Source organism: Streptococcus acidominimus, from assembly GCF_001921825.1.
GTDB classification, from domain to species: domain Bacteria; phylum Bacillota; class Bacilli; order Lactobacillales; family Streptococcaceae; genus Streptococcus; species Streptococcus acidominimus.
The window spans coordinates 1-24,132 of the sequence record NZ_MSJL01000036.1; the positions used below are offsets into that span (position 1 = coordinate 1).

Below are 24,132 nucleotides of genomic sequence, written 5' to 3' on the forward strand. Positions count from 1 at the left end.
AGTAAATTATTTGAGTATGAACTATTGAAATAACAAGAAAGACGATTTCCTCTTGGAAGTCGTCTTTTTTTTTGATGCTGTCGAAATACTACATATTGTGTTTGGTGTAAACTGATATATAGTTCCCTAATATTTTTAGAATTCGAGAAGAGAGTACGAAAAGAAGTTGAATTTTTATATAGCCCAATTTCTTTTTGCCAGCCAGCTTTTGGTGCAGGGTACGCAAGCAACCGACTTTGTCGTTTCATTGCTAAACTGAAAGCCTCAAGTCTTTCAGTTTGCCTCTACCCTAATCAATGATTAGGGTAGTTTTCGCACAGCGGCAACTGGCAAGTAGTATAACTGTTTGAATGTTTAACAAGAAATCAATTACCCAAAGATATGGCTTATAATACTAAGGTATAAATATTCATACTAGAAACCGATATTGCCCTCAATTACCAGCATTTCAGATGCAGGTAAAGAGCTTACCCGGAAAGACAATGTCTTGGGGAAATCCCTATTTTCAGGTCTGAATTAAGGAGGGTGTATGAGTTACAAGATTCGATTTGATTTGATGACATTACCAGCTTTCAGACTACTAGCCAGACAAGTATTGCCTCATGGGGGCAGTCAATTGCCAGTATCAACACAGCTATGTCAGACTTTATCAATGACAGCAGTCTCCAAGGAGGGGGGATTGCGGGGATCCGCACCTATCTAAGCGAAGTACATGGCACCTTGTTACAGACCTTAATCCATTTGATGAATGATTATTCATCCAGCTTCCTGCTCTACAAAGATGGCTATTATAATATAGATAGCGATCACCACGCAGAACTCCCTGAACAGGTCTTTACCACTCTTCAATCAGACTTGAAGAACTCTCATGACCGCTTCAATCATCAGCTGGAACTTCTAAATGCAGAAAAGGACAAGATTTCTGATCTAGTTTTCTATTCTGGTACCAGTCATACGAGTACGGCTTTAGACTATGGCGTGCTAACAAGCAAACTCAAAACTCTGGATAGTGCGATCCAGCAGTATGAAAGCAATCATGTCCGACAGGATTTGACTGCCTTTAAGGAGTTGGTATCTGCGACTAAAGCCCTGTTATCAGAATACAGCGGTCAAACCCGCAAGATTAGTTCCTATCGGTCGGGTGATCTAGGGAAACTCCAGTCAGTAGAACGCTTTGCGACCGCCTACCAACAGGTGGAACAACATATCACCAATACAATGGACAAAGTGCAGGCAGCCCAAGAACGAGACCAAGCGAGATTTGAAGCCCTAGCAGCAGAAGAGAGAAGCACCAAAGGCTGGATTGACCTTACCCTAGGAGCTGTAACCATTGCCGTTGGTGTCGCAGCCATTGTGGCTAGTGGTGGAGCCGCCACTCCTTTAGTGGTAGGAGCTTGGATTGCAGGTAGCGGAACGGTTGCCTACGGTCTATCCAATACAGTTGAAGCAGGACACAATCTCTATCTGGGCTACCAAGGAGACGGCAAGACCCACGCCACCAATCCCATTCGCGATACTCTATTTATGGGTAATGACAAGACCTACCACCAAGTGGGCGGTCTCTTTACCACTGCCAGTGCGGTACTGATTCTCATAGGCAAGACCCAGAGCCTTGCCAAGGGCTTAACAGAATTTATGATTGGAGAGGTTGGCGGTTTTGCCGGTCACCAAGCCGCCTACCACGGCACCAAACTCCTCGGAGGTAGTGAAGCAGACGCCCAGCGCGCCAGCTTTGTGGGTAGTATCCTAGGAGGCTACGCCGCCTCGTCCGCGGCAGCCAAGTTTAGTTTGAATAGGGTAAGCGAGGCGAAAGTGACATCTTTTATAGATGATATGAGTCCTGAAGATGCGCAGAGGTATGCTCAATGGAATAAATATGCAGAGGCGGGAATATCTCCGTCGGATCGTATCAGAATTCTTGAGATTTCTGAAAATGCACCGAAAGTGGAGTATCTTCCAGGAAAGACACCAGATAATATATTGGTCATGTCAAAAGGTGAACGTCCAAATGTTGAGAGAGTATATAGTCCAGACTATATTAAAGCGCATAGACAGCAGTTTGAGGACGGGGCAATCAAATTTCAGAAATTTACACCTGAGAAAGGTGGTTTTAATAATGGTGCAATTGGAAATCCTAATGATCATGTTGCATTTATTATGTCTAAGGAAGCCGGTGAAACGATTCTCGATATAAGTAAGGGAGATCCTCGTCTATTGGAAGATCTATTAGGATTACGCCCCGGTGATTTGGGAGACTCTCCAGTTGTTATTGATATTCCAGCAGAAAATTTACATAATGTTCGTATTCCATCTGGTAATGAAGATTCTGCTTTTGATGGATATTGGAAACCAGGAGGTCGCACCTACCCAGGAAATATGCCAGAAGCAGTTGTGGATGAAATACCTTGGGGTGACTTTACGTTTAGACAATTAGGAGGAAACTAAATTGAGTTTAACAGATATTTCTTGGGAGGAATTTGACACATATAATAAGGTTGAAGTACAAGTTCCGATTGGCTTTGATTTCAGAGTGCACAATGGTAAATACTATACATTTGGTGAGTTTGGTATTGCATCTGTAAGGAAAATTTTTGAAATTGCAGAAGAAGATTATACAGCATTTCTTTACGGAGAACGTACAGCAAGAGACATCAATTTTAAAGCTCAGAATGGTCACTGGCCACTGACAGAAGAAGAAAAAAGGCAAAAAGATAAAGAATTTATTATTGATACTCCAACTGCATTGATTGCAGATCCTACGAGTATATCCTTGTTCTCTAAAGAAGAATTAGCAATATTAGTACCAATGGCTGAACAACAGTGGATAGATTGGAAAGGCAAATTACCTAATGACTATGTATCGCCACTGAAAGTAAAATAATGTTTAGCAGAATTAAAACTTTGTTATTTCATTTTTACCAGTCTGCCTTTAGTGCGTGGCACGTTGTCACAGTCAGAGGATTGACTGTGACAAGTAGGAAATGGGGAACTGCGGAGCGTTTTTTCAACAATCTTGTCGTTCGAGGATGATGAAAAATACACACTATACTTTTGGGGGATTTGTGTAGACGTTTGTGAAAGAGAACTCTCGGATTGGTCTAAAAGTATGGTATAATAGTCAAAAATGTGACGAGGTAGTGTATGAGTAAAGAACCATTTATCAGTAAGGAAGCACTAGACAGGGTGACAGCGATATTTCCAACTCCTTTTCATTTGTATGATGAAAAGGGGATCCGCCAGAAGGCGCGCGCCTTATATCAGGCTTTTGCTTGGAACAAGGGATTTAAGGAGTATTTTGCGGTCAAGGCTACTCCGACACCAGCTATTTTAAAGATATTGCAGGAGGAGGGCTGCGGGGTCGATTGTGCGACAGACGTTGAGGTCATGATGAGTGAAAAGTTGGGCTTTAAAGACATCATGTTTACCTCAAATGATACCCAAGGGCCGGAATTTGTCTATGCTAGAGAAGTAGGAGCTATTATCAATTTAGATGCTTATGAGCATATTGAGTTTTTGAAAGAAGTAGCGGGGATTCCAGAGGTAGTCTGCTTGCGCTATAATCCTGGAGGGGTGTTTTCCCTCGGTACGGACATTATGGATCATCCAGAAGAGTCAAAATTTGGGATGACCAAGGAACAGTTGCTCCAAGGCTATCGAGAATTGAAAGTGCTAGGGGTTAAGGAGTTTGGTCTCCATGCTTTTCTGGCTTCAAATACGGTGACCAATGACTACTATCCCACTTTAGCAAGACAATTGTTTGAATTGGCGCTTGAAATCCGTGAGCAGACAGGAGTGACGCTCGATTTTATCAATCTATCTGGTGGTATCGGTGTCAACTATCGTCCAGAGCAGGAAGCTAATGATATTGCTGTTATTGGAGAAGGGGTACGCAAGGTCTACGAAGAAGTCTTGACATCTGCTGGTATGGGAGAGGTAAAAATTTATACCGAATTAGGACGCTTTATGTTAGCCCCTCATGGTCATTTGGTGACCAAGGTGCTTCACCGTAAGGAAACCTATCGAACCTATATCGGAGTAGATGCTTCTGCGACTAATCTTATGCGTCCTGCTTTTTATGGTGCTTACCATCATATCACCAATATTAGCCATCCAGATGCTCCGATTGAAGTGGTAGATGTGGTCGGCTCCTTATGTGAAAACAATGATAAATTTGCTGTTCAGCGGGAATTGCCGCAGGTTGAAGTAGGAGATACGCTGGTTATCCATGATGCGGGTGCGCATGGCTTTTCAATGGGATACAACTATAATGGCCGCCTACGTTCAGCAGAGATTTTACTTCAAGAAGATGGGAGCGCTCGGATGATTCGTCGGGAAGAAAGACCAGAGGATTATTTTGCGACCCTGTATGGCTTTGATTTTGAAAAATAGTAGGAAAAGTGACAGATAGGTTTTTATGTTACAAGATTGAGAAAAAATTAGTATTTTACTTGAGTAGTATTTTTTCTTTTCTGATGTTCCATGATAGTTGATAATCAGTAAAATCAGTTCTTTTCCTTATTCACCCTACTGACAAAGGAATAGGACAGGGACTCGTTTTATTACCAATTATTATATGATTAGAGAGTGGATATAAAATAAATTGAGTTCGTATCCATCAGTTGAAAGTAGGACTGATATTTTAAGGAAATATACTGAAAAATTCCACAGAAGCTTTTCACTCGTCAGATTTTTTGTTTTGCCGTAGTCGCTTATGGATATGGTGTTAACAGGCAGGGAAGTGACTGTTAATTCCTGAAAGAGTGCGCTTTGAGTTTATATTTTGTAAGTGAGTTCAGCCTAAAACTCGGAAAAAGGAGACGCAACTGTTGAAGGCTGGAGATAGAACGAGTGCAACTCGTGTCGACCGCCCTCGTATCTTGTTTAATTGAACTCGGGCTACGAGCTGTGCAAAAAAGATAAATCCTCCTAGAAGCCTTAGCTTCTTCGTCGTATTTCCTATTTTTGCTTTGCTCGCTTCACGCCCTCGTATCTTGTATTCCTCATGAACTTTTAAGATAAATCTTGGAATTTCCTTGTAAATTTGGTATAATAGGGAGAATTGATTTTGTAATTTGGAAAATAGGAGATAGATATGAAGCTAGTTCTTGCAATTATATTGATTATCGTAGCGTTTGCTGGTGGTGTTGCTTTGGGGATTTACCTTTCACGCAAACAGGTGGAAAAATATATCGCTGATAAACCTGTTTTGGATGAAAATGCTCTTAGAGCGATGATGAGCCAAATGGGTCAAAAACCGAGCGAAGCCAAAGTGCAACAAGTACTTCGTCAAATCAAGAGTCAGCAAAAAATCGCGACAAAGAAAAAATAATTAAGTGGGGGAAGTGGGACACCAGTCGAAATGTCAGAAACATTGACTGTCCTCACTCTCTCATTTTTTAGTTAGGGGCTGCTCTCCTACCTAGAGCAATGGCAATACGCATCAAGATCAAGAATTAGACTAGCAGAGTTATGCGATTTGAACAGGAAGGACGATATGTATTTGATATTGTCAATATCCTGAAATAATCAAATTCAACCTATACCAGCTTCCCTTTGGGAGTGGGAAAGAAGTCTGAATAATGGAAAAAGAGTTGGCTTGTCCTCTTTCTTAAATTTCTCGGTTCGGGCTGAAACGGTCTATTCTCAGACCGTCCGTTCCCACTCTTGCAGGGCTTTACCAGCCTATCCCAGACGTGCCTATAAATGCCAAAGCCAGTAGGGGTGTGAAGCTGATGGAATTAGTATATAAGAGCCTCCTCAACACTGCGTCACGCTAGTGTGATTACAAGCTTGGACTTGATCTTCTGTGGCTGGCTTTCTTGTTTGATTGTTGCTGTGTATGAGTGAGAGAAAGAGTGAGCCAAGACCGACTGAAAAGGAAACGCTGCTAGCTCTTAAGGATAGTAGGCGTGGACTCAATTTTTGAAGAGTAGAGTAGTAAGTCAGTAAGGAAAAAATTATGGATAATCGACCTATTGGATTTTTAGATTCGGGTGTCGGAGGCTTGACAGTGGCGCGTGAATTGATGCGCCAGCTGCCCCACGAAGAAATTGTGTATATCGGGGATTCGGCTAGAGCTCCCTACGGTCCGCGCCCTGCTGAACAGATTCGGGAATACACTTGGGAATTGGTTCGGTTTTTACTAACGAAAAACGTCAAGATGATTGTTTTTGCTTGTAATACAGCGACAGCTGTTGCTTGGGAAGAAGTCAAGGCCAAGCTAGAGATTCCGGTCCTCGGTGTGATTTTACCCGGAGCTTCATCTGCTATCAAGGCCTCAAAAACAGGAAAAATCGGTGTACTAGGTACAGCTATGACCATTCAATCAGATATTTATCGAGAAAAGATTCAAGCCCTGTCACCTGACACACAAGTAACCAGCCTTGCTTGTCCTAAGTTTGTCCCCTTGGTAGAGTCAAACAATTACCAGTCTAGTCTGGCGAAAAAAGTGGTCTATGAAACCTTGATGAGCATGAAAGGAAAAGCCGATACAGTTGTACTGGGCTGTACGCACTATCCTTTGCTTCGCCCCATTATCCAGAATGTACTGGGACAGGATGTGACCCTGATTGATAGTGGAGCAGAGTGCGCGCGGGATATTTCTGTTTTACTCAATTATTTTGAAATCAATCATAGCCGAACAGCAGAGCAACCGCAACATTTCTTCTATACAACAGCTAGTCCGGCTGCCTTTCGCGAGATTGCAGAGCATTGGCTAGGAAAAGACATATACGTGGAGCATGTAACATTATGACAGAAAAGATTTACGAATATAAGGATGCCAATGATTGGTATATTGGCAAGTGGGATACATTTACTTACCTAACTTGTTTTGGTGATGATGAAAATGACAAAGAGGTTAGGATAGGCTTCCATCAATTGTTGGAGCAGCTATCTCTAGAGGGTTTGCAGATCCATGTTGTGAAATATCGTTCGCTGTTCACCTTTTGGAGTTTTCTCATTCAGATAATCAACGAAGAATTTGAACGCCAGCTCTCTGTTGTCCAGCATAAGGGCGCTGTTCTCGTAATGGAGGGGCAGCAGCTTGTGGCTATTCATCTGCCAAAAGAGGGAGTGAGTGCCGACACATTCTTTGGTCAGCTTGATGTGTTGACAGAGGTTGGGGACACCATTTTGATTGCGACTAAAAATGAAGGAAAGACGGCTGAATTTCGCCAGTTCTTTGAAAAATGGGGCTACAAGGTGGAAAATCTCAACAATTATCCAGACTTTCCAGATGTAGTAGAGACAGGTGTCACCTTTGAGGAAAATGCTCGTCTGAAAGCTGAAACCATTGCAAATTTGACAGGGAAAATGGTATTGGCAGATGATTCGGGACTGAAAGTTGACAAGCTCGGAGGTATGCCGGGGGTCTGGTCAGCCCGTTTTTCAGGTCCTGATGCGACAGATGAACGCAACAATGCTAAGTTGCTTCATGAGTTAGCCATGGTCTTTGAAGTCAAAGACCGCTCAGCCCAATTTCATTGTACCCTAGTTGTTGCAGCACCAAATGTCGATAGCCTCGTTGTCGAAGCAGATTGGAATGGCTATATTGCAACGATTCCGCAAGGAGAAAATGGATTTGGTTATGATCCGCTCTTCTTGGTTGGAGAAACAGGACGGACGGCAGCGCAGTTGACCTTGGAAGAAAAAAATAGTCTTTCCCACCGCGCCCAAGCACTTAAAAAGTTAGTAGAGGTATTTCCAGTATGGCAAGGACAGAACAGCAAAGGTTCTTAGTAATGAGTGACTCCCACGGTGATCGTGCCATTGTTGAAGAAGTAAAAGAACGCTATCTAGGCAAGGTAGATGCGATTTTTCATAATGGAGATTCAGAGTTGGAAGCAAAAGACCCTCTCTGGGAGGGGATCCATGTGGTTGGAGGAAATTGTGATTACGATCCTGTTTATAAGGATCAATGTGTCGTTCGACTTGGAGATGTGACCGTGGCGCAAACTCATGGGCATCTCTATGGTATCAATTTTACTTGGATGAGGCTCGATTATTGGGCAGAAGAAGTGGGGGCAGATATCTGTCTTTATGGGCACCTGCATGTCCCTGATGCAGCAGTGCGGGGCAATACCCTCTTTGTCAATCCTGGCTCCATTTGCCAACCGCGGGGAATGATTCAAGAATGCCTCTATGCCATTCTTACCATTTTTGAGGATCATATCCACATTGAGTACTACAACCGTAACCACCAAGTTTATGCACCATTAACAAAGGATATTTCCAGATGATTACACGTGAATTTGAGAACTTCCTCCTAGCGCAGGAAGAAACCTTTTTGACCCCAGCCAATAAGCTGGCAGTGATTATTGATACACATAATATTGACCATGCCAAACTCTTACTTAGCCACATGACCTATTCACGCGTCCCTGTTGTCACCGAAGATAATCAATTTGTCGGAACAATTGGTCTGCGGGAAATCGTTAAATATCAGGCTGAAAATGAATTGACAGATGAGCAACTGAATATGGATATTTCCCTAATTGTGAAAAAAGATGTTGCCACAGTTGGAGCCGATTATCATTTAGAAGAAGTGATGCGAAAATTGGTAGATCAAGCCTTTTTGCCAGTCGTTGGTGCAGATGGAGAATTTTTAGGCATTATCACTCGCAAGTCAATTTTAAAGGCTGTCAATGCCCTGCTTCATAACTTTACACTTGGAGCAAAATAATGAAGGAAATGACATGTCATATTCAGGCATTTCTGGCGTCTAAAAATCTATCTGAAAATTCAAAGAATGCCTATCTCTATGATTTAAAGCAGTTGATGGAGCACTGTGAGGGTAGGCTAAGCCCCTCCACATTAGCCCTATACCAATCTTTTGTGCAGGGCTTAAAGTCCGGAGTTCAAAAACGCAAGCTATCCGCCGTCAATCAATTTTTATACTACCTATATGAACAAGGTCAAATAGACCGCTATTATAAGGTGACAGTTCCGAAACAGGTAGTACCGAAACCCGTAGTTACGAATTTGGAAGATAGGGATTTTTTGTGGACGGAGAGTCAGTATGAGGACGGACAGCTGATCGCGCTCCTGATTGCCTATCTGGGCTTGTTGCCGAGCGAGTTGCTTGTCATGAAGCTAGCAGATGTAGATCTGGATTTTCAGGTCTTGACCGTTACCAGATCTGGTCAGAAGCGGATTTTACCGATTCCAGATCAGCTTCTTTCGGTGTTAGCCTTACAAGGGAGAAAGGGTGTCTATCTTTTTGACAAGAAGGGTTCCCCCTATTCTCGCCAATGGTTTTTCAATCGCTTGAGCGAATTTTTAGAGGAGCAAGGAAAATCGGAGTGGACAGCCCAGAAATTGCGGAAATCTTTTATCCTCAGCCAGTTTCAGGCTGGTAAGGATATGGGAGAAGTTGCTAAATGCTTAGGTCTAAAAACGACGCTTAGTCTAGAACAGTATAAAAATGGATATTAAATTAAAAGATTTTGAGGGGCCGCTTGATTTGCTCCTTCATCTGGTGTCCAAGTATCAAATGGATATCTACCAAGTCCCGATTACCGAAGTCATTGAGCAGTATCTGGCCTATATCGCAACCCTGCAAGCTATGCGGCTTGAAGTTGCAGGAGAATATATGGTGATGGCGAGCCAGCTGATGTTGATTAAGAGCCGCAGGCTCTTGCCTAAGGTCGTCGAACAAGAAGACGTTATAGATGACCCCGAGCAAGAATTGCTATCGCAATTGGAAGAATACCGTACCTTTAAGGCGCTTAGCGAGAAATTAAAGGAACAACATGACGAGCGTGCCCATTATTTTTCCAAGCCCAAGTTGGAACTGGTGTATGATGATGTAACCTTGACCCAAGATAAGTCGGTGATTGATATTTTTCTTGCCTTTTCAAAAGTCATGGCTGAAAAGCAGGAAGAGTTGCGGATGAGCCATACGACCATTGCACGAGATGAGTACAAAATCGAGGATATGATGGAGCAGGTTCGCAGTCGGTTTCAGCCGGGGAAACGCTTGGTATTACGGGAATTATTTGTTCAGAGCTGTGACATGAATGAAATGATTACCATCTTTTTAGCCACTCTTGAGATGGTTAAAAGCAAGGAGATTACCATGGAACAGACAGAAAACTTTGGAGAGATTTACTTGATAAGGAGTGAAGATGAGCCGATTAGCTGAAATTGAAGTACTGCTCTTTGTAGCAGGAGAAGAGGGCTTGACGGTACGCAATATAGCTGAAATGCTGGAGTTACAGCCGTCAGCTGTGATCCAGCAGCTTGAAAAACTAACTGAAAAATATCAGAAAGATGCTCAGTCAGGACTTGCCATCTTGGAATCGTCCAACCGTTATAAGTTGGTCACGAAAAAAGAGTATGCAGCCCTTCTACGCACCTATGCCAAAACGCCGATTAACCAATCAATGTCGCGTGCCCTGTTGGAGACCCTGTCCATAATCGCCTATAAACAGCCGATTACAAGGATTGAAGTCGATAGTATTCGCGGGGTCAATTCGAGCGGAGCAATCAGTAAGTTGCAGGCCTTTGATCTGATTCGGGAAAATGGCAAGAAAGAGGTTCTGGGGCGGCCGAATCTATATGTCACAACGGATTATTTCCTTGATTATATAGGAATCAACGATTTGGAAGAATTACCTGATGTGTCAGAACTTGATTTGGTCGAGGAAGAAACGGAATTGTTTGTAGAAAGAAAAGAGACAAGAGAAGATGAGAATCAATAAATACATTGCTCACGCGGGAGTAGCCAGTCGTCGAAAGGCAGAAGAGCTGATTAAGCAGGGCTTGGTGACGGTCAATGGTCAGGTTGTGCGTGAACTTGGAACGACCATTAAATCTGGTGACAAGGTCGAAGTAGAAGGTCAGCCGATTTACAATGAGGAAAAGGTCTACTACCTTCTCAATAAACCTCGTGGGGTGATTTCGAGTGTGTCAGATGACAAGGGGAGAAAGACAGTGATTGACCTCTTACCACAAGTTACCGAGCGGATCTATCCTGTGGGACGGTTGGACTGGGATACATCCGGGGTCTTGATCTTGACCAATGACGGGGATTTCACCGATGAGATGATCCATCCGCGCAACGAGATTGATAAGGTCTATGTGGCGCGTGTGAAAGGACTTGCCAATAAAGAAGTCTTGCGTCCCTTGACCCGCGGGGTAGTCATTAACGGCAAGAAAACCAAACCAGCCGTCTATCATATCCTAAAGGTGGACCCAGTGAAAAATCGTTCGGTCGTTGAATTGACCATCCACGAAGGGCGCAACCATCAGGTCAAAAAGATGTTTGAAGCCGTTGGTTTACAGGTGGATAAGCTTTCGCGGACCCGTTTTGGGAATCTCGATCTGACCGGTCTCCGTCCGGGAGAATTTCGCAAGTTGAATAAGAAAGACGTCAGCAAACTTCATACCCTTGCCGTGACGAAGAAGCAGAAAAAATGACCTCTATCTTGATTGCATTGGTGCGCCTCTACCAGCGCTTTATCTCCCCTCTTTTTCCACCTAGTTGTCGCTATCGACCAACCTGCTCAAGTTACATGATTGAAGCGCTTCAAAAGCATGGTCTGAAAGGTTTTTTGATGGGACTGGCACGGATTCTGCGCTGTCATCCTTTTGTGGCAGGTGGAAGCGACCCAGTGCCAGATACTTTCAGTTTGAAGCGTCAGCAAGTAGAAGAATGAGGGCTACTTTCCTACTTAGGACATACAATCCGCCTCAAGTCTTGAGGATTAAAAGTAGGTGACTACAAAACCGAGAAGAAAACATATCCATGCGTCTTAGAATTGCGCTGGTTCTGCTAGATTCCAAATGCTTATGTGGGATAGTTGGTAGAATAGTATAGTATAGTCATTTAGTTTATATTTTTATTACTCCGTTAACTCGTCTTGTATAATTGAACTTGAGCTACAACTCACTGACAAAAAGATAAATACTCCTAGAAGCCAACGCTTCTTCGTCGTATTTCCTATTTTGTCTAGGAGTTGCTTCCACAGTCTAGGAATAGACTGTGGAAGGTTGGAGATAAAACGAGTGAAACTCGTGTCAAACGCTCTCGTATCTTGGGTAATTGAACACGCCCTAAGCTCTGTGCGAAAAAGATAAATCTTCCTAGAGTCTAATGACTCTTCGTTAGATTTCCTATTTTCGCTTTGAGTTTTTAACGGGCTTTGTATCTTGAGTTGTACTATTGAGAAAAGTTACACTTTTCTTATTTATCACTTGTCTAGTTATCAACTAGACAACTACCTGCGACTTTTAACGAAAACTTCGTTTTCTTTATTTCCCACCTCAAACAGTCTATCCCCAGACTGTTTGAGCTAGTACTAAAAATAAACTAAACGGCTATAAAGAATGAAGTACTTAGTCTTGCTAGGTGCTTTTCTGATATCAAAAAGGGGGGAAGTTGCTATATCATATTTTGCAAAAGATTTTATATTTTTATTACTTCGTTATACTCTATAAAAATTTTTTCGTAGACTATAAATTAGCCCCAGAGATCAGGCACCGTTTTCCTAGTATTTTGGCATTTTTTTTGGTATAATAAAAGGAATAAACTGGGATTATTTTATAGTCATCTTGTTGAGGCTTGTGCGGGATAAGTTAAAAGGTAGAGCATATCTTTTGAGCTATTGGAAAGATGTTTATGGAGCAATCGCTTACTGGTTTCTTGGAGTGCGCTTTGAGTTTTTAACGGGCTTTGTATCTTGGTGTAATTGAACTCGGACTACGAGCTGTGCAAAAAAGAGACGTAACTGTTTCAGTTTTAACTGATTACAGGTATGGCTACCTTTAGGTATAGATTTCCTCGTGTTCGTGGAACACAGTGTCAATCTCCTATTTTTGCTTTGCTCGCTCCCACAGTCTAGGAATAGACTGTGGGAGGTGGGAGATAAAACGAGCAGTGCTCGTGTCAAACAGTCTGGGAATAGACTGTGGAAGGTTGGAGATAAAACGAGTGAAACTCGTGTCAAACGTCCTCGTATCTTGTTTAATTGAACACGCCCTAAACTCTGTGCGAAAATCGTGTTATCTTTAGCCAATTACAGATATAACTACCCTAGGAAATAGGCTGAAAACCTCCACAGGAGCTTTTCACTCGTCACATTTCCTAGTTTGCCGTAGCCGTTGCGGACTATGTCCGCTTACGGATACAGATGCTCTTGAGTACGCTTAGAGTTTCTAACGGGCTTTGTATCTTGTTGAAAGGAGTTTTATGTCAGAATATTTGTCGGTGTCGTCGTTGACAAGGTATTTGAAGTTGAAATTTGATCGGGATCCGTATCTGGAGCGGGTCTATGTAACAGGTCAGGTGTCCAATTTTCGTAAGCGACCGAGCCATCAGTATTTTTCGCTCAAGGATGAAAAGGCGGTGATCCAGGCAACAGTTTGGGCCGGGGTTTACAAGTCTTTGGGATTTGAATTGGAAGAGGGCATGAAGGTCAATGTTATCGGACGGATTCAGCTCTATGAGCCGAGTGGCAGTTACTCCATTATCATTGAGAAAGCTGAGCCAGATGGGCTTGGTACTCTGGCTATTCAGTTTGAGCAATTGAAAAAGAAACTAGGTGACGAGGGGCTATTTCAGGATAAATTCAAACAGCCCTTACCTCAATTTGCACAAAAAATAGGAGTGGTAACTAGTCCTAGTGGTGCGGTGATCCGTGATATTATCACAACTGTTAGCAGGCGTTTTCCGGGGCGGGAAGTGGTGCTCTATCCGACCAAAGTACAGGGAGATGGTGCTGCGACGGAGATTGCGCAAAATATCCGTCGCGCCAATGAACGAGAGGATCTGGATGTTCTCATTATCGGTCGAGGGGGTGGTTCCATTGAGGACTTGTGGGCCTTTAATGAGGAGGAAGTGGTGCGGGCGATTTTTGAATCACGGATTCCGATTATTTCCAGTGTCGGACACGAAACCGATACAACGCTAGCGGATTTTGTGGCAGATAGGCGGGCAGCTACCCCGACAGCTGCGGCAGAGTTGGCGACACCAGTGACCAAATTGGATGTACTATCCCATCTGAAGCAACAAGAAAATCGTATGAGTAAGGCGGTGGGAAATCGTCTGGTTTATTACCGTGAACGCCTAGAGAAATTGGCTCATTCCGTGATATTTAGACAACCAGAACGGCTCTACGATGCCTATTTACAAAAGTTAGATCGATTGCAACTACGGATGAAGCAATCGATCCGTGATTATAAAAACGAAGGCCAAACACGAAGCCAAGTCTTAGCACAGCGTTTGTTGGCATGCTCACCAGTCCAGAAAATTGCCTTCTATCAGGAAAAGGTAGCCCAGCAGAAACGCCTGTTGTGTCATCATACCACCGCGCTGTATGACCAGAAGGTCGCAGAGGCTAAACGTTTGGCAAATAGTCTTTTAATGCTGGATACCAGCCGGATCGTGGCAAGGGGATATGCGATTGTGGAGCAGGGCGGACATGTGATTGACAGTATTCATAAGGTTCAGACAGAGGAACAGGTGACCATCCAGTTACGAGATGGCCAGCTAGAAGTTGAGGTAAAAGATGTCAAAACAAAAGAAATTTGAGGAAAATTTAGCAGATTTAGAGCAGATTGTTCAACAGTTAGAAAGTGGTGACATTGCCTTGGAAGATGCCATTGCTGCATTTCAAAAGGGAATGGCACTATCAAAAGAACTCCAAGAAACCTTGAACCAAGCAGAAAAGACCTTGGTCAAGGTCATGCAAGCAGACGGAACAGAAACGGATATGGAATGAAGCAAGTAGAGCGATTGAATTGGATTGAGCAGGTCATCTTGGACTTTTATGGACAAGAGCCTGTGGCACTTCGTCTGATTGAGACGATTTTATACTCGATTCAGGCAGGAGGCAAGCGCCTGCGTCCGTTGCTGTTGCTGGAGCTTTTAGAGGGTTTTGGCTTATCCTTGACGACAGCCCATGTACAGGTGGCAGCTGCTCTTGAGATGATTCATACAGGGAGCTTGATTCATGATGATTTGCCTGCCATGGATGATGATGACTACCGCCGTGGTCGATTGACTAGCCACAAGAAATTTGGGGAAGATAGAGCCATTTTGGCTGGTGATAGCCTCTTTCTTGACTCCTATGCTTTGGTAGCAAGTGCAGAGCTTTCGAGCCAGATTCGGGTGGAATTGATTGCGGAACTTTCCAAAGCAGCTGGAACCTTTGGTATGGTCGGTGGACAAGTCCTTGATATGGAGGGGGAAAAGCGCAAGTTGAACCTTTCTGAATTGCAGGCCATCCATGCCCATAAAACAGGGAAACTCCTCGCCTATCCATTTGTAGCAGCAGGTATTATGGTTGAAGCCGATGCCAAGATGAAGAATATCTTGCAAGAAACAGGCGAGTGGCTAGGCTTGGCTTTTCAAGTTCGTGATGATATTTTAGATGTGACTGCAAGTTTCGAGGAGTTGGGAAAAACTCCCCATAAAGACCTAGTAGCAGACAAGTCTACCTATCCTGCTCTGCTTGGCTTAGAGGAAGCAAAAGATTACCTAGAGATGAGCTTAGACAGGGTAGTGACAGGCTTAGTGGCTCTGGAAGAACAAGCAGGATTTCAGGCAGATAAGATTCGAGAAATAGTAGAAAGTTTACGGTTAGATGGCTAAGGAAAGAGTAGATGTACTGGCCTATAGACAAGGGCTCTTCGATACGCGAGAACAGGCTAAACGTGGGGTCATGGCGGGTTTAGTGGTTTCTGTCCTCAATGGAGAGCGCTATGACAAGCCAGGTGAAAAGATAGATGAAAATACCGAATTAAAATTAAAGGGCGAGAAGTTGAAATACGTCAGTCGTGGCGGTTTAAAATTGGAGAAGGCCTTGCAGGTATTTGACCTGTCTGTTGTAGGGAAGACGACCCTTGATATTGGTGCGTCAACGGGTGGCTTTACTGATGTCATGCTCCAAAATGGGGCTGATTTAGTCTATGCTGTGGATGTAGGAACCAACCAACTGGCTTGGAAAATTCGTCAGGACGAGCGTGTGGTCAGCATGGAGCAATTCAACTTCCGTTATGCAAGTCCCAGTGATTTTGATGCTATACCACAGTTTGCCAGTATTGATGTCAGCTTTATCTCGCTCAGCTTGATTTTACCCGCTTTAGCTACGATTTTGGCGGACGAGGGAGAAGTAGTTGCCTTGATTAAACCGCAATTTGAGGCGGGTCGCGAGCAGATCGGTAAGAACGGTATCATCAAGGACAAGGCTGTTCATCGCATGGTTTTGGAAAAGGTCACAGCCTTTGCGGTAGCGGCAGGATTTACAGTCAAGGCACTTGATTTCTCACCGATTCAGGGTGGGCATGGCAATGTAGAATTTTTAGCCTACTTAAAAAAAGAAAGACCGGCTGAAAATCAAGTTGAAGGAGCGATTGAAAGCATTGTAGAACAGGCGCATAAGGAATTTAAAGATGAGTAAAAAAGAACGGTTAGAGAAAATTAGAAGATTCGTAGCGGATTTTGAAATCGGTACTCAGGAGGAAATTGTCGAGCATCTTCGAAAATCTGGTATGACCGCCACTCAGGCAACTGTGTCGCGTGACATCAAGGAGTTGGGGATCGTCAAGACCCCTCTAAAGGATAACAGCTATATTTATGAGTTGCCTAAAAACAAGGTGGCTGGTCTAAAGTTGGTTGAAAAAAATGTCTTATCATCTGAACGTTTGGATAATATGCTGAACCTAAAGTTGGTACCGGGAAGTACGGCTTTTGTGAAAAACCAGATTGTCGAAGCCTTTTCGGATACCATTTTTAGCATTGTTTCGGATGATGATACAATTTTGATTATTGTACGAGATAAGGATAAGGCACCCGAGGTCTTAGAAACGATAAAAAATTGGTAGGTTATCATGTTACTTGAAATTTCCATTAAAAATTTTGCCATCATTGAGGAAATATCCCTCAATTTTGAGCAAGGTATGACCGTCCTCACAGGGGAAACAGGGGCTGGGAAGTCGATTATTATTGATGCTATGAATATGATGCTGGGCAGTAGAGCAACGACTGATGTCATCCGTCATGGCATGCCCAAGGCTGAAATTGAAGGCTTGTTTTCGATCGAGCAAAGTCGGAGTTTACAGGAACTCTTAGAAGAGCAGGGCTTGGAGGTATCAGATGAGCTGATTATTCGTCGCGAGATTTTACAAAATGGACGTAGCATCAGCCGTATCAATGGTCAGTTAGTCAATTTGTCTGTCCTCAAAGTCGTTGGTCAGCACTTGGTTGACATTCATGGTCAGCACGATCAAGAAGAACTGATGCGACCACAGCATCATATTGCTATGCTGGATGAGTTTGGGGATCAGGCTTTTTTCCAATTAAAGGCGGATTATACGGCAGCTTTTGAAGCCTATAAAGCTCTGCGCAAGCAGGTCATGATGATTCAGAAGAATCAGGCGGAAAACAAGGCTCGGATCGAGATGCTCGACTACCAAATAGCTGAAATCGAGGCGGCAGATTTGAAGGTGGGGGAGGACAAGGCTTTGCATCAGGAGCGGGAAAGGCTGCTCAACCACAAGCAGATTGCAGATACCTTGGCCAATGCACACACCATGCTGGATAATGATGATTTTTCTAGTCTGGGAAATATCCGCTCTGCCATGCATGATTTGGAATCGATTGAAGAATTTGACGTGAACTACAAGGAGTTGGCTGGCAGTCTTTCTGAAACCTACTATGTCTTAGAAGACGTAGCCAAGCGCCTCGAGAGTATGGTTGATGGGCTTGATTTTGACGGTAGTCGCCTCATGCAGGTAGAGAGCCGCTTGGACTTGATTTACAGTATGACCCGAAAATATGGTGGTACTGTGGATGATGTTTTGGACTATCTGGAGCAAATCACCAAGGAATACCAGCTTTTGACAGGGTCAGATGTTTCGTCTGACCATCTTGAAAAGGAGTTAAAGGCGCGTGAAAAGGATCTGATTCGCTTGGCAGGGGAATTAGCCAGTGCCCGTCACATTTTGGCAGAAAACTTAGAACAAGAAATCAAGCAAGAACTAAGAGATCTCTACATGGAAAAGGCTGATTTTCAGGTACGTTTTAGCAAGGCCAAGTTCAGTCGCGAGGGCAATGAGCAGGTAGAATTTTACATTTCGACGAATCCCGGTGAAGATTTCAAACCCCTTGTCAAGGTGGCGAGTGGAGGAGAATTATCCCGCTTAATGCTGGCGATTAAATCTGCCTTTTCTCGTAAGGAGGGGAAGACCAGTATCGTCTTTGATGAGGTCGATACAGGGGTGTCTGGTCGTGTGGCACAAGCCATTGCCCAAAAAATTTACAAGATTGGTTCACAAGGTCAGGTTTTAGCGATTTCTCATCTGCCCCAAGTCATTGCGATTGCAGACTACCAGTTTTTTATTGAGAAAATTAGTGATGCCCACTCCACCGTTTCTCGTGTTCGCCTCTTGAAGACCGAGGAGCGCATTGAGGAAGTCGCGAAGATGCTCGCTGGGGAAAATGTGACGGAAGCCGCTCTAACTCAGGCTAAAGAGCTATTAAAAAAAGAGTGAGGAAGAAGATGTCACATTATTTTGTCATCGGAGATGTTCATGGGAAGGCTGGCATGCTGGAGGCACTTCTCCAGCATTGGAATGGGGAGGATCAGCTCATCTTTTTAGGTGATGTGATTGATCGTGGTGAAAATGGACGAGCCGTTTTGGAACGGGTCAAAAGTTTGGTCGAGCAGACAAAAGCTATATGTCTGTCGGGGAATCACGAGTATATGTTTCTAGCCTGGCTAGATGATCCCTATCATCGTTATGACCATTACAGGCGAAATGGTGGCGATACGACAATCAATTCGTTGTTGAGGCGTCCTTTGGATGCTCCCGTAGATGGGATTGAAGATGCCAAGCGGGTGATGGAAGAAGCGGGAGACTTGGTCGATTTCATTCGTCAAATGCCCTTTCATGTCGAGACAGAGGAATTGATTTTTGTCCATGCTGGACTTGATCTGACCTTAGATAATTGGCAGGATACGACAGATTATCAAAAGGTCTGGCTTCGTGAGCCATTTTATAAGGTGGAAAATAAGACTGGAAAAGGGATTGTCTTTGGGCATACTCCGACGAGCTATTTAACAGGAGAGCCTATGGAAAGCCCGAAACTATGGCAAACGCCTGACGGTAAAATTGGCATGGACGGTGGTGCGGTCTATGGAGGAGTTTTACATGGTATTCTCTTTAAAAATGGTAAAATCGTAGCACATTATGCTATTCCAAATGACAGATTTATTGTCAGTGATAGCTAAGATGTAGGAATAATTTTTTCATGCTCTCCTACTCTTTAAAAATCAAAGCGTTACTATGGCAAGAGTTTTGATGAACATCAGTTTTATGGCTGACTTCCCATAGGGGAAATGTTTTTCTTGTGCTTCTTATGGATGAATCCGAAAAATAAGATAAGTCACCGTCGTGTTAATGTTTTTTTTTGGAGGGGGAGTATAAAATAAAGCTGCAAACTTAGTTTATTTACTTTTGGGAGATAAGTTTGTATAATGAGTAGGGACTATTTTGTCCGAGGTCGTAATAGTTTTTGATTTATTAAGGTCTATCCACGGTGTGAAAGAGTCTGTGTCCTAAGCCAAGGTAGATGAGAGGCTATATAAATAGAATTTTATTGGTGATAGTTTGAAGGAGGAGCAATCCATTTCAAGACTTTAAGGAAAAATCGTGGAATGGACGGATTTCCAATCATTCATGATCAAAAATGACTAAAAATTTAAATGTAAAGGTGGATAATGATAAATATGGAGACATTTTTTAAACGATTGACGAAGTTTCGATTTGGTATTCGAAAATACAATGTCGGAACAGTGTCTGTCCTCTTAGGTGTTTCAGCTTTTCTAGCTCTGCAACCAGAACAGACGGTATTAGCAGAGATGACAGATACAGAAATAGGACTTAGTGTGGATGGGGAGGCTGCCTCGGGAGTAGGAGCTTCGGATAATAGTGAAGGCAATGTAAGCAATCTCTTAGAGAAATTGGAGATTAGCAATAAGGTAGCTGTTGCTCAAGCCTCTCATTTGACCGCAGGGGAAAAAGAGCAAGTGGTAGCAATGTTGTGGGCTAGCAATCCTACACTTTCTAAAGAGACAGTGATTGATGTAACAGATAGTGGAGCTGTGACTGTTACCCAGCCTAACCATACTCCATTCCATCTCGTGGCGAGTGATGTTATCGAAGAATTACCACAAGTAGAAGTACCAACCGATAATAGAAGTAATATAAGTGGTATTTTGGATAAATTGCAGATTAGCAATAAGGTAGCTGTTGTTCAAGCCTCTCATTTGACAGTAGAGGAAAAAGAACAGGTAGTAGAGATGTTGCGGGCCAGCAATCCCACACTCTCTCAAGAGACAGTGATTGAGGTAGCCGATAATGGAGAGGTGACAGTCACACAGCCAGAACATATCCCATTCTATCTAGCAGCGAGCGATATTGTTGAAGAACTGCCCCAAGCAGATACAGCTACAAAATCAGAAAAAGCAGTGCCTCCTCTAGTAGAGGGGGAGAAAGAGAAGCCAGTGGCAGATCGTTCAGAGATAGAGAAAGAAAAAGAGGAACCGCATCTGCCTGAGGCAGCGTCAACTTCAGCAGCAGTGCCTTCCTCTAAAGAGGAATCCTCTCATCAGAAAGAAGTTGATAAGGCATCTGGAAATGATACGAAGCTTAGACGACTTCGTTCAGCTGAAACTACTACGAATACAGATCCAAGTCAACATTTCAAGCAGTACATTGGTACCAGTGTTGAAAGGTTAAAGAATCAGATTATCTTTTTGGATTTTAATGATAGAAATGCCCTCAGCAATATTGGACCGGGTGATACGCTTCAGGTAGGAACACGCTTTGTCAAGGAGATTGTTCCCGGTTATACAATTACGCTTGAAGTTACCAAGTTACGTCCTTTTAATGCTACTGATCTTTATCGTCAACGTGGGGGAAAAAATTACAATGCAAATGCAATCAACCGTAACAATAATACGAATGCCCCTGCTTCTATTATCCTGACAAACCAAGATCCGAATTACTCGGCTGCCAAAAATGCAGGCCTAGATACTCGGGGAAAGACAGTTATCCAATCGCAAAATGATGGGGATAATGTCGGGGTAGAATTTTCGATTAGAGCCAATCTGAATGGTCGGGATGTTCCTGCCAATGTTGTCTTGATGACCGGTGAGGAACCGACAGAACATGAGTTAGAAATCTATACGACAGATGGGCAGCCTTTTGAGCTATTGACGGAGCTATCAGGTAGGCGGACGACGACTTCTTATGTTCCAACCAACGATCCTTTTGCAGCTCCAAATAGTGCCAAGTATACGACAGGAAGCTGGTGGAACCAGGTTACAAAGGTTGACGAAGGGTGGTTGAATCGAGAAGTAACCCCTGAGACAAAACAAACAATTACCAAGAATGGTGTGACCTATGCAGATGGATTAGGAACTCGAGTTTTTGGACCGATTATAGCTAAGAATCATACACATTCAGTCCCTATTGTTTTGACCCGAGATGCTCGTAATGTCGGTGTCTATTTGAACTCTTCTGGAAAACAAGGGGCAATGATTGGGTTTGTGATTTTTGATACTGGAGATGCTCCAGCCTCCTACGGGGAAGCCCGTCACACCATTTCTAAAGGAGTAAATCAAAATCTGCAGCAACCCTATCTAGGAACAACCCCACCAGATACTGATATAGCGAGCAATAATGCCAGTGCAGTAGCTTGGGAAGGTGATGATACAACGGGTAGTGCTGATGAGGGAACGCGCCAGCTCTTAGGTTCAGGGACGATCTTGGATAAGGATGGCAATGATACCCAAGGAAATTACCCTCTACAAAAGGCAGGTGATTCAGAGTATCGTTTGAAGGTACTAGCAAGCAATAATGGTTCAGCACCAGCCTACGCTAGAGCCTTTATCGATTTTAATGGTGACGGGGTTTTTGATACAGATGCAGAAAGTTCAGAGATTGTTCGAGTGACTTCTAACAATCAAGAAGTTACCTTTATATTCCGAGACATTCCCCAGAATGTAGATATTACCAAAGTGGCATTAGGAGGGCGTATTCGGATTGCGCTTGACCGTGGAGATATTGAACAACCGACGGGAACAGCTTATTCTGGAGAGGTGGAAGATTTCCAAATCCAACAGACCATTCCTCCTCGCGGTAGCAAGCAGGAAACACGGGCTAAAAAGGGTGAGACTCAGTCTGCTAGAGTTGTTTTTACAGCCTACGGTAAGCGTTCATACGACGTCCATACAGATAACCAACTGGATACTACTCGGCCTTACAAATTTGTTGTTAATGGTCAGGTTTCAGATGAGACGACCCTAAGAGTCAATGGCCAAGGGACCTATGTTTTAAATCCTAGTACGGGAGATATAACCTTTACCCCTGAGGAAGATTTTGTAGGGAAAGCGACAGGAGTTGTTGTCAGAGCCTGGGATCAAAATGGGGCACATACAGGCTGGACTGCCGAGGATCAGTCCGGTCTTACCAACATCAATACCATCAGCGGTAAAACCATGGATGCGGTCTATATTCCAGAAGTGGTGATTCCGGACTTGACAACTTCAGATGTGGAAACGACAGGTCTGCAAGGACAAACTCAGACCGCTAAGCCCCTGTTTTATCGTAATGATAACAACAGCGAGATGGTGTCTAGCACGACCTATCCTGTTCAACTCATAGCTCCTGGAGCGACCACACCGACCAGTGATCCTGTTACTGTAACAGGTCAAGGACTTTATTCAATTGGTGCAGACGGTCAAGTTAGCTTCAAGCCCGAGAAAACCTTTACTGGTGCGGCGATGCCGATTCGAGTGACGTTAACGACTAAGGTTGGGATGGACAAGAGTGGAAATCCTGTTCTTCGGACAGCAACCGCTACTTATAGCCCTACTGTAACAGCAGTAGTACCTCAAGGAGAGGCAGCGACATCAAGAGGTGAGCAAGGAAATACCCAGACGGCAGAGGTTCTCTTTACACCAGGTCATGAGTCTATTCCGATGGACAATCAGGTGGCAGCCACCTTCTCTGATGGAACAACCAATAAGACTATAAATGGTGAGGGAAGTTACAGCCTCAGTCCAGACGGTCGGGTGACCTTTACACCCGAAGCTCAATTTGTTGGAGTAGCTAGTCTATTAGAGATTATACGGCAAGATATAAATGGAACTAGAGCAACGGGAACTTATCAAGCGACCGTCACTCGTGATGCGACTAAACCAACAGTTGCTGCTTTGGCGAATCAGATAGTAGAACAGAATAGTTCTGTGAGCATTCAGCCTCAGATTTCAGATAATATCGGTGTCACTGCTGTGACAGTAGCTGGTCTACCAGCAGGATTGGTGGCAGATGCTCAAGGACAGATTACAGGTACTGTAACAGCTCCGCCAGGAGTTTATACGATAACAGTAATGGCTAGTGACCAAGCAGGCAATGTGTCTGATCCTCAAACCTTTATTCTCATGGTCATTGATAAATCTGAATTGACAAGTAAAGTGAATGAGAAAGATGCCGTTAAGGGAACAGTCCAGTATCAGCAGGCTGATACAAGCAAGAAGGATGCCTATGATCAAGCAATACGAGCAGGGCAAGAGGTCTTAGCGGATCCGAATACGAATCAAGAGGCGATCAATCAGGCGATTCAAGCGATTGAAGCAGCTAAAAATGCCTTAAATGGAGAAGTGAATAGTGGTAAAGATACAGCCAAGACTGCTATTGACACTGCTGCTGATACGAAGAAGCAAGCAATTGACAATCGCCAAGACTTGACGGACGAGGAGAAAGCAGCCGCTAAGGCAGATGTAGATACCAAGGCAAGTGAAGCTAAATCAGCTATTGATGCAGCAACCACTAACGAAGCAGTAGAAACCGCTAAGTCAGCAGGAGTAGATAGTATCAGTGCCATCAACCCACCAGCGACTGCTAAGGACACAGCTAAGACAGCGATTGATACCGCTGCCGCAGCCAAGAAGCAAGCAATTGACAATCGCCAAGACTTGACAGATGAGGAAAAGGCAGCCGCTAAGGCAGATGTAGATACCAAGGCAAGTGAAGCTAAATCAGCTATTGATGCAGCAACCACTAACGAAGCAGTAGAAACCGCTAAGACAGCAGGCACAGAATCAATTTCTTCAGTTAATC

22 protein-coding genes are annotated in these 24,132 nt (G+C 43.7%); all 22 read left to right on the forward strand.

Annotated features, from left to right (window positions below; all coding sequences use genetic code 11):
* The first annotated feature begins 529 nt into the window (after positions 1–529).
* The gene (locus BU200_RS11505) at positions 530–703 is read left to right on the forward strand and encodes a hypothetical protein (protein ID WP_244912643.1); all 174 of its coding nucleotides are present in this window, start codon (positions 530–532) and stop codon (positions 701–703) included.
* The gene (locus BU200_RS07720) at positions 637–2,445 is read left to right on the forward strand and encodes a T7SS effector LXG polymorphic toxin (protein WP_425328994.1); all 1,809 of its coding nucleotides are present in this window, start codon (positions 637–639) and stop codon (positions 2,443–2,445) included. The genes BU200_RS11505 and BU200_RS07720 overlap by 67 nt, the downstream gene beginning before the upstream one ends.
* A gap of 1 nt (position 2,446) precedes the next feature.
* On the forward strand, positions 2,447–2,881 hold the full coding sequence (locus tag BU200_RS07725; RefSeq protein ID WP_075099613.1) for a hypothetical protein: 435 nt from the start codon (positions 2,447–2,449) through the stop codon (positions 2,879–2,881).
* Between the two features lie 260 nt (positions 2,882–3,141).
* Entirely contained in the window at positions 3,142–4,389 is a 1,248-nt protein-coding gene (locus BU200_RS07730; RefSeq protein WP_075099614.1) for a diaminopimelate decarboxylase, read from the forward strand.
* Positions 4,390–5,092: 703 nt separating this feature from the next.
* A complete protein-coding gene (locus tag BU200_RS07735) occupies positions 5,093–5,329 on the forward strand; it encodes a YneF family protein (protein WP_075099615.1) in 237 nt (78 codons plus the stop codon).
* 630 nt (positions 5,330–5,959) lie between these two features.
* Positions 5,960–6,754: a glutamate racemase gene (racE, locus tag BU200_RS07740; RefSeq protein ID WP_075099616.1), complete on the forward strand. Its 795-nt coding sequence runs from the start codon at positions 5,960–5,962 to the stop codon at positions 6,752–6,754.
* The gene (locus BU200_RS07745) at positions 6,751–7,740 is read left to right on the forward strand and encodes a nucleoside-triphosphate diphosphatase (protein ID WP_075099617.1); all 990 of its coding nucleotides are present in this window, start codon (positions 6,751–6,753) and stop codon (positions 7,738–7,740) included. The genes racE and BU200_RS07745 overlap by 4 nt, the downstream gene beginning before the upstream one ends.
* On the forward strand, positions 7,710–8,240 hold the full coding sequence (locus tag BU200_RS07750) for a metallophosphoesterase (protein ID WP_075099618.1): 531 nt from the start codon (positions 7,710–7,712) through the stop codon (positions 8,238–8,240). The genes BU200_RS07745 and BU200_RS07750 overlap by 31 nt, the downstream gene beginning before the upstream one ends.
* Positions 8,237–8,683 carry a cyclic-di-AMP-binding protein CbpB gene (cbpB, locus tag BU200_RS07755; RefSeq protein WP_075099619.1) on the forward strand — a complete coding sequence of 149 codons (447 nt, stop codon included), beginning with the start codon at positions 8,237–8,239 and terminating at the stop codon, positions 8,681–8,683. The genes BU200_RS07750 and cbpB overlap by 4 nt, the downstream gene beginning before the upstream one ends.
* A complete protein-coding gene (xerD, locus tag BU200_RS07760; protein WP_075099620.1) occupies positions 8,683–9,435 on the forward strand; it encodes a site-specific tyrosine recombinase XerD in 753 nt (250 codons plus the stop codon). The genes cbpB and xerD overlap by 1 nt, the downstream gene beginning before the upstream one ends.
* A complete protein-coding gene (locus BU200_RS07765; protein WP_075099621.1) occupies positions 9,425–10,144 on the forward strand; it encodes a segregation/condensation protein A in 720 nt (239 codons plus the stop codon). The genes xerD and BU200_RS07765 overlap by 11 nt, the downstream gene beginning before the upstream one ends.
* Complete coding sequence (gene scpB / locus BU200_RS07770) at positions 10,128–10,703, forward strand: SMC-Scp complex subunit ScpB (RefSeq protein ID WP_075099622.1); 576 nt, start codon at positions 10,128–10,130, stop codon at positions 10,701–10,703. Before BU200_RS07765 ends, scpB begins: the two co-directional genes overlap by 17 nt.
* Complete coding sequence (locus tag BU200_RS07775; protein ID WP_075099623.1) at positions 10,690–11,421, forward strand: pseudouridine synthase; 732 nt, start codon at positions 10,690–10,692, stop codon at positions 11,419–11,421. Before scpB ends, BU200_RS07775 begins: the two co-directional genes overlap by 14 nt.
* Positions 11,418–11,660: a membrane protein insertion efficiency factor YidD gene (gene yidD, locus BU200_RS07780; protein WP_075099624.1), complete on the forward strand. Its 243-nt coding sequence runs from the start codon at positions 11,418–11,420 to the stop codon at positions 11,658–11,660. The genes BU200_RS07775 and yidD overlap by 4 nt, the downstream gene beginning before the upstream one ends.
* A 1,532-nt stretch (positions 11,661–13,192) precedes the next feature.
* Entirely contained in the window at positions 13,193–14,533 is a 1,341-nt protein-coding gene (gene xseA, locus BU200_RS07785; RefSeq protein WP_075099625.1) for an exodeoxyribonuclease VII large subunit, read from the forward strand.
* Entirely contained in the window at positions 14,511–14,723 is a 213-nt protein-coding gene (locus BU200_RS07790) for an exodeoxyribonuclease VII small subunit (RefSeq protein WP_075099626.1), read from the forward strand. The genes xseA and BU200_RS07790 overlap by 23 nt, the downstream gene beginning before the upstream one ends.
* The gene (locus BU200_RS07795; RefSeq protein ID WP_075099627.1) at positions 14,720–15,595 is read left to right on the forward strand and encodes a polyprenyl synthetase family protein; all 876 of its coding nucleotides are present in this window, start codon (positions 14,720–14,722) and stop codon (positions 15,593–15,595) included. Before BU200_RS07790 ends, BU200_RS07795 begins: the two co-directional genes overlap by 4 nt.
* Positions 15,588–16,403, forward strand: coding sequence for a TlyA family RNA methyltransferase (locus tag BU200_RS07800; RefSeq protein ID WP_075099628.1), 816 nt, complete (start codon positions 15,588–15,590; stop codon positions 16,401–16,403). The genes BU200_RS07795 and BU200_RS07800 overlap by 8 nt, the downstream gene beginning before the upstream one ends.
* Complete coding sequence (locus BU200_RS07805) at positions 16,396–16,827, forward strand: arginine repressor (RefSeq protein WP_075099629.1); 432 nt, start codon at positions 16,396–16,398, stop codon at positions 16,825–16,827. The genes BU200_RS07800 and BU200_RS07805 overlap by 8 nt, the downstream gene beginning before the upstream one ends.
* 6 nt (positions 16,828–16,833) lie before the next feature.
* Positions 16,834–18,495, forward strand: coding sequence for a DNA repair protein RecN (gene recN, locus BU200_RS07810; RefSeq protein ID WP_075099630.1), 1,662 nt, complete (start codon positions 16,834–16,836; stop codon positions 18,493–18,495).
* An 8-nt stretch (positions 18,496–18,503) separates the two neighbouring features.
* Positions 18,504–19,235, forward strand: a complete 732-nt coding sequence (locus BU200_RS07815) for a metallophosphoesterase (RefSeq protein WP_075099631.1) — start codon at positions 18,504–18,506, stop codon at positions 19,233–19,235.
* Positions 19,236–19,733: 498 nt separating this feature from the next.
* On the forward strand, positions 19,734–24,132 hold a 4,399-nt coding region (locus tag BU200_RS07820; RefSeq protein ID WP_158015143.1), incomplete at its 3' end, for a DUF1542 domain-containing protein.

Coding starts and splice junctions, on each gene's coding strand:
- BU200_RS07805 (WP_075099629.1), top strand. CDS start 16,396: ATGAGTAAAAAAGAACGGTTAGAGAAAATTAGAAGATTCGTAGCGGAT.
- recN (WP_075099630.1), top strand. CDS start 16,834: ATGTTACTTGAAATTTCCATTAAAAATTTTGCCATCATTGAGGAAATA.
- BU200_RS07790 (WP_075099626.1), top strand. CDS start 14,511: ATGTCAAAACAAAAGAAATTTGAGGAAAATTTAGCAGATTTAGAGCAG.
- racE (WP_075099616.1), top strand. CDS start 5,960: ATGGATAATCGACCTATTGGATTTTTAGATTCGGGTGTCGGAGGCTTG.
- BU200_RS07735 (WP_075099615.1), top strand. CDS start 5,093: ATGAAGCTAGTTCTTGCAATTATATTGATTATCGTAGCGTTTGCTGGT.
- yidD (WP_075099624.1), top strand. CDS start 11,418: ATGACCTCTATCTTGATTGCATTGGTGCGCCTCTACCAGCGCTTTATC.
- xseA (WP_075099625.1), top strand. CDS start 13,193: ATGTCAGAATATTTGTCGGTGTCGTCGTTGACAAGGTATTTGAAGTTG.
- BU200_RS07720 (WP_425328994.1), top strand. CDS start 637: ATGTCAGACTTTATCAATGACAGCAGTCTCCAAGGAGGGGGGATTGCG.
- BU200_RS11505 (WP_244912643.1), top strand. CDS start 530: ATGAGTTACAAGATTCGATTTGATTTGATGACATTACCAGCTTTCAGA.
- BU200_RS07800 (WP_075099628.1), top strand. CDS start 15,588: ATGGCTAAGGAAAGAGTAGATGTACTGGCCTATAGACAAGGGCTCTTC.
- xerD (WP_075099620.1), top strand. CDS start 8,683: ATGAAGGAAATGACATGTCATATTCAGGCATTTCTGGCGTCTAAAAAT.
- cbpB (WP_075099619.1), top strand. CDS start 8,237: ATGATTACACGTGAATTTGAGAACTTCCTCCTAGCGCAGGAAGAAACC.
- BU200_RS07775 (WP_075099623.1), top strand. CDS start 10,690: ATGAGAATCAATAAATACATTGCTCACGCGGGAGTAGCCAGTCGTCGA.
- BU200_RS07750 (WP_075099618.1), top strand. CDS start 7,710: ATGGCAAGGACAGAACAGCAAAGGTTCTTAGTAATGAGTGACTCCCAC.
- BU200_RS07765 (WP_075099621.1), top strand. CDS start 9,425: ATGGATATTAAATTAAAAGATTTTGAGGGGCCGCTTGATTTGCTCCTT.
- BU200_RS07745 (WP_075099617.1), top strand. CDS start 6,751: ATGACAGAAAAGATTTACGAATATAAGGATGCCAATGATTGGTATATT.
- BU200_RS07815 (WP_075099631.1), top strand. CDS start 18,504: ATGTCACATTATTTTGTCATCGGAGATGTTCATGGGAAGGCTGGCATG.
- BU200_RS07795 (WP_075099627.1), top strand. CDS start 14,720: ATGAAGCAAGTAGAGCGATTGAATTGGATTGAGCAGGTCATCTTGGAC.
- BU200_RS07730 (WP_075099614.1), top strand. CDS start 3,142: ATGAGTAAAGAACCATTTATCAGTAAGGAAGCACTAGACAGGGTGACA.
- scpB (WP_075099622.1), top strand. CDS start 10,128: ATGAGCCGATTAGCTGAAATTGAAGTACTGCTCTTTGTAGCAGGAGAA.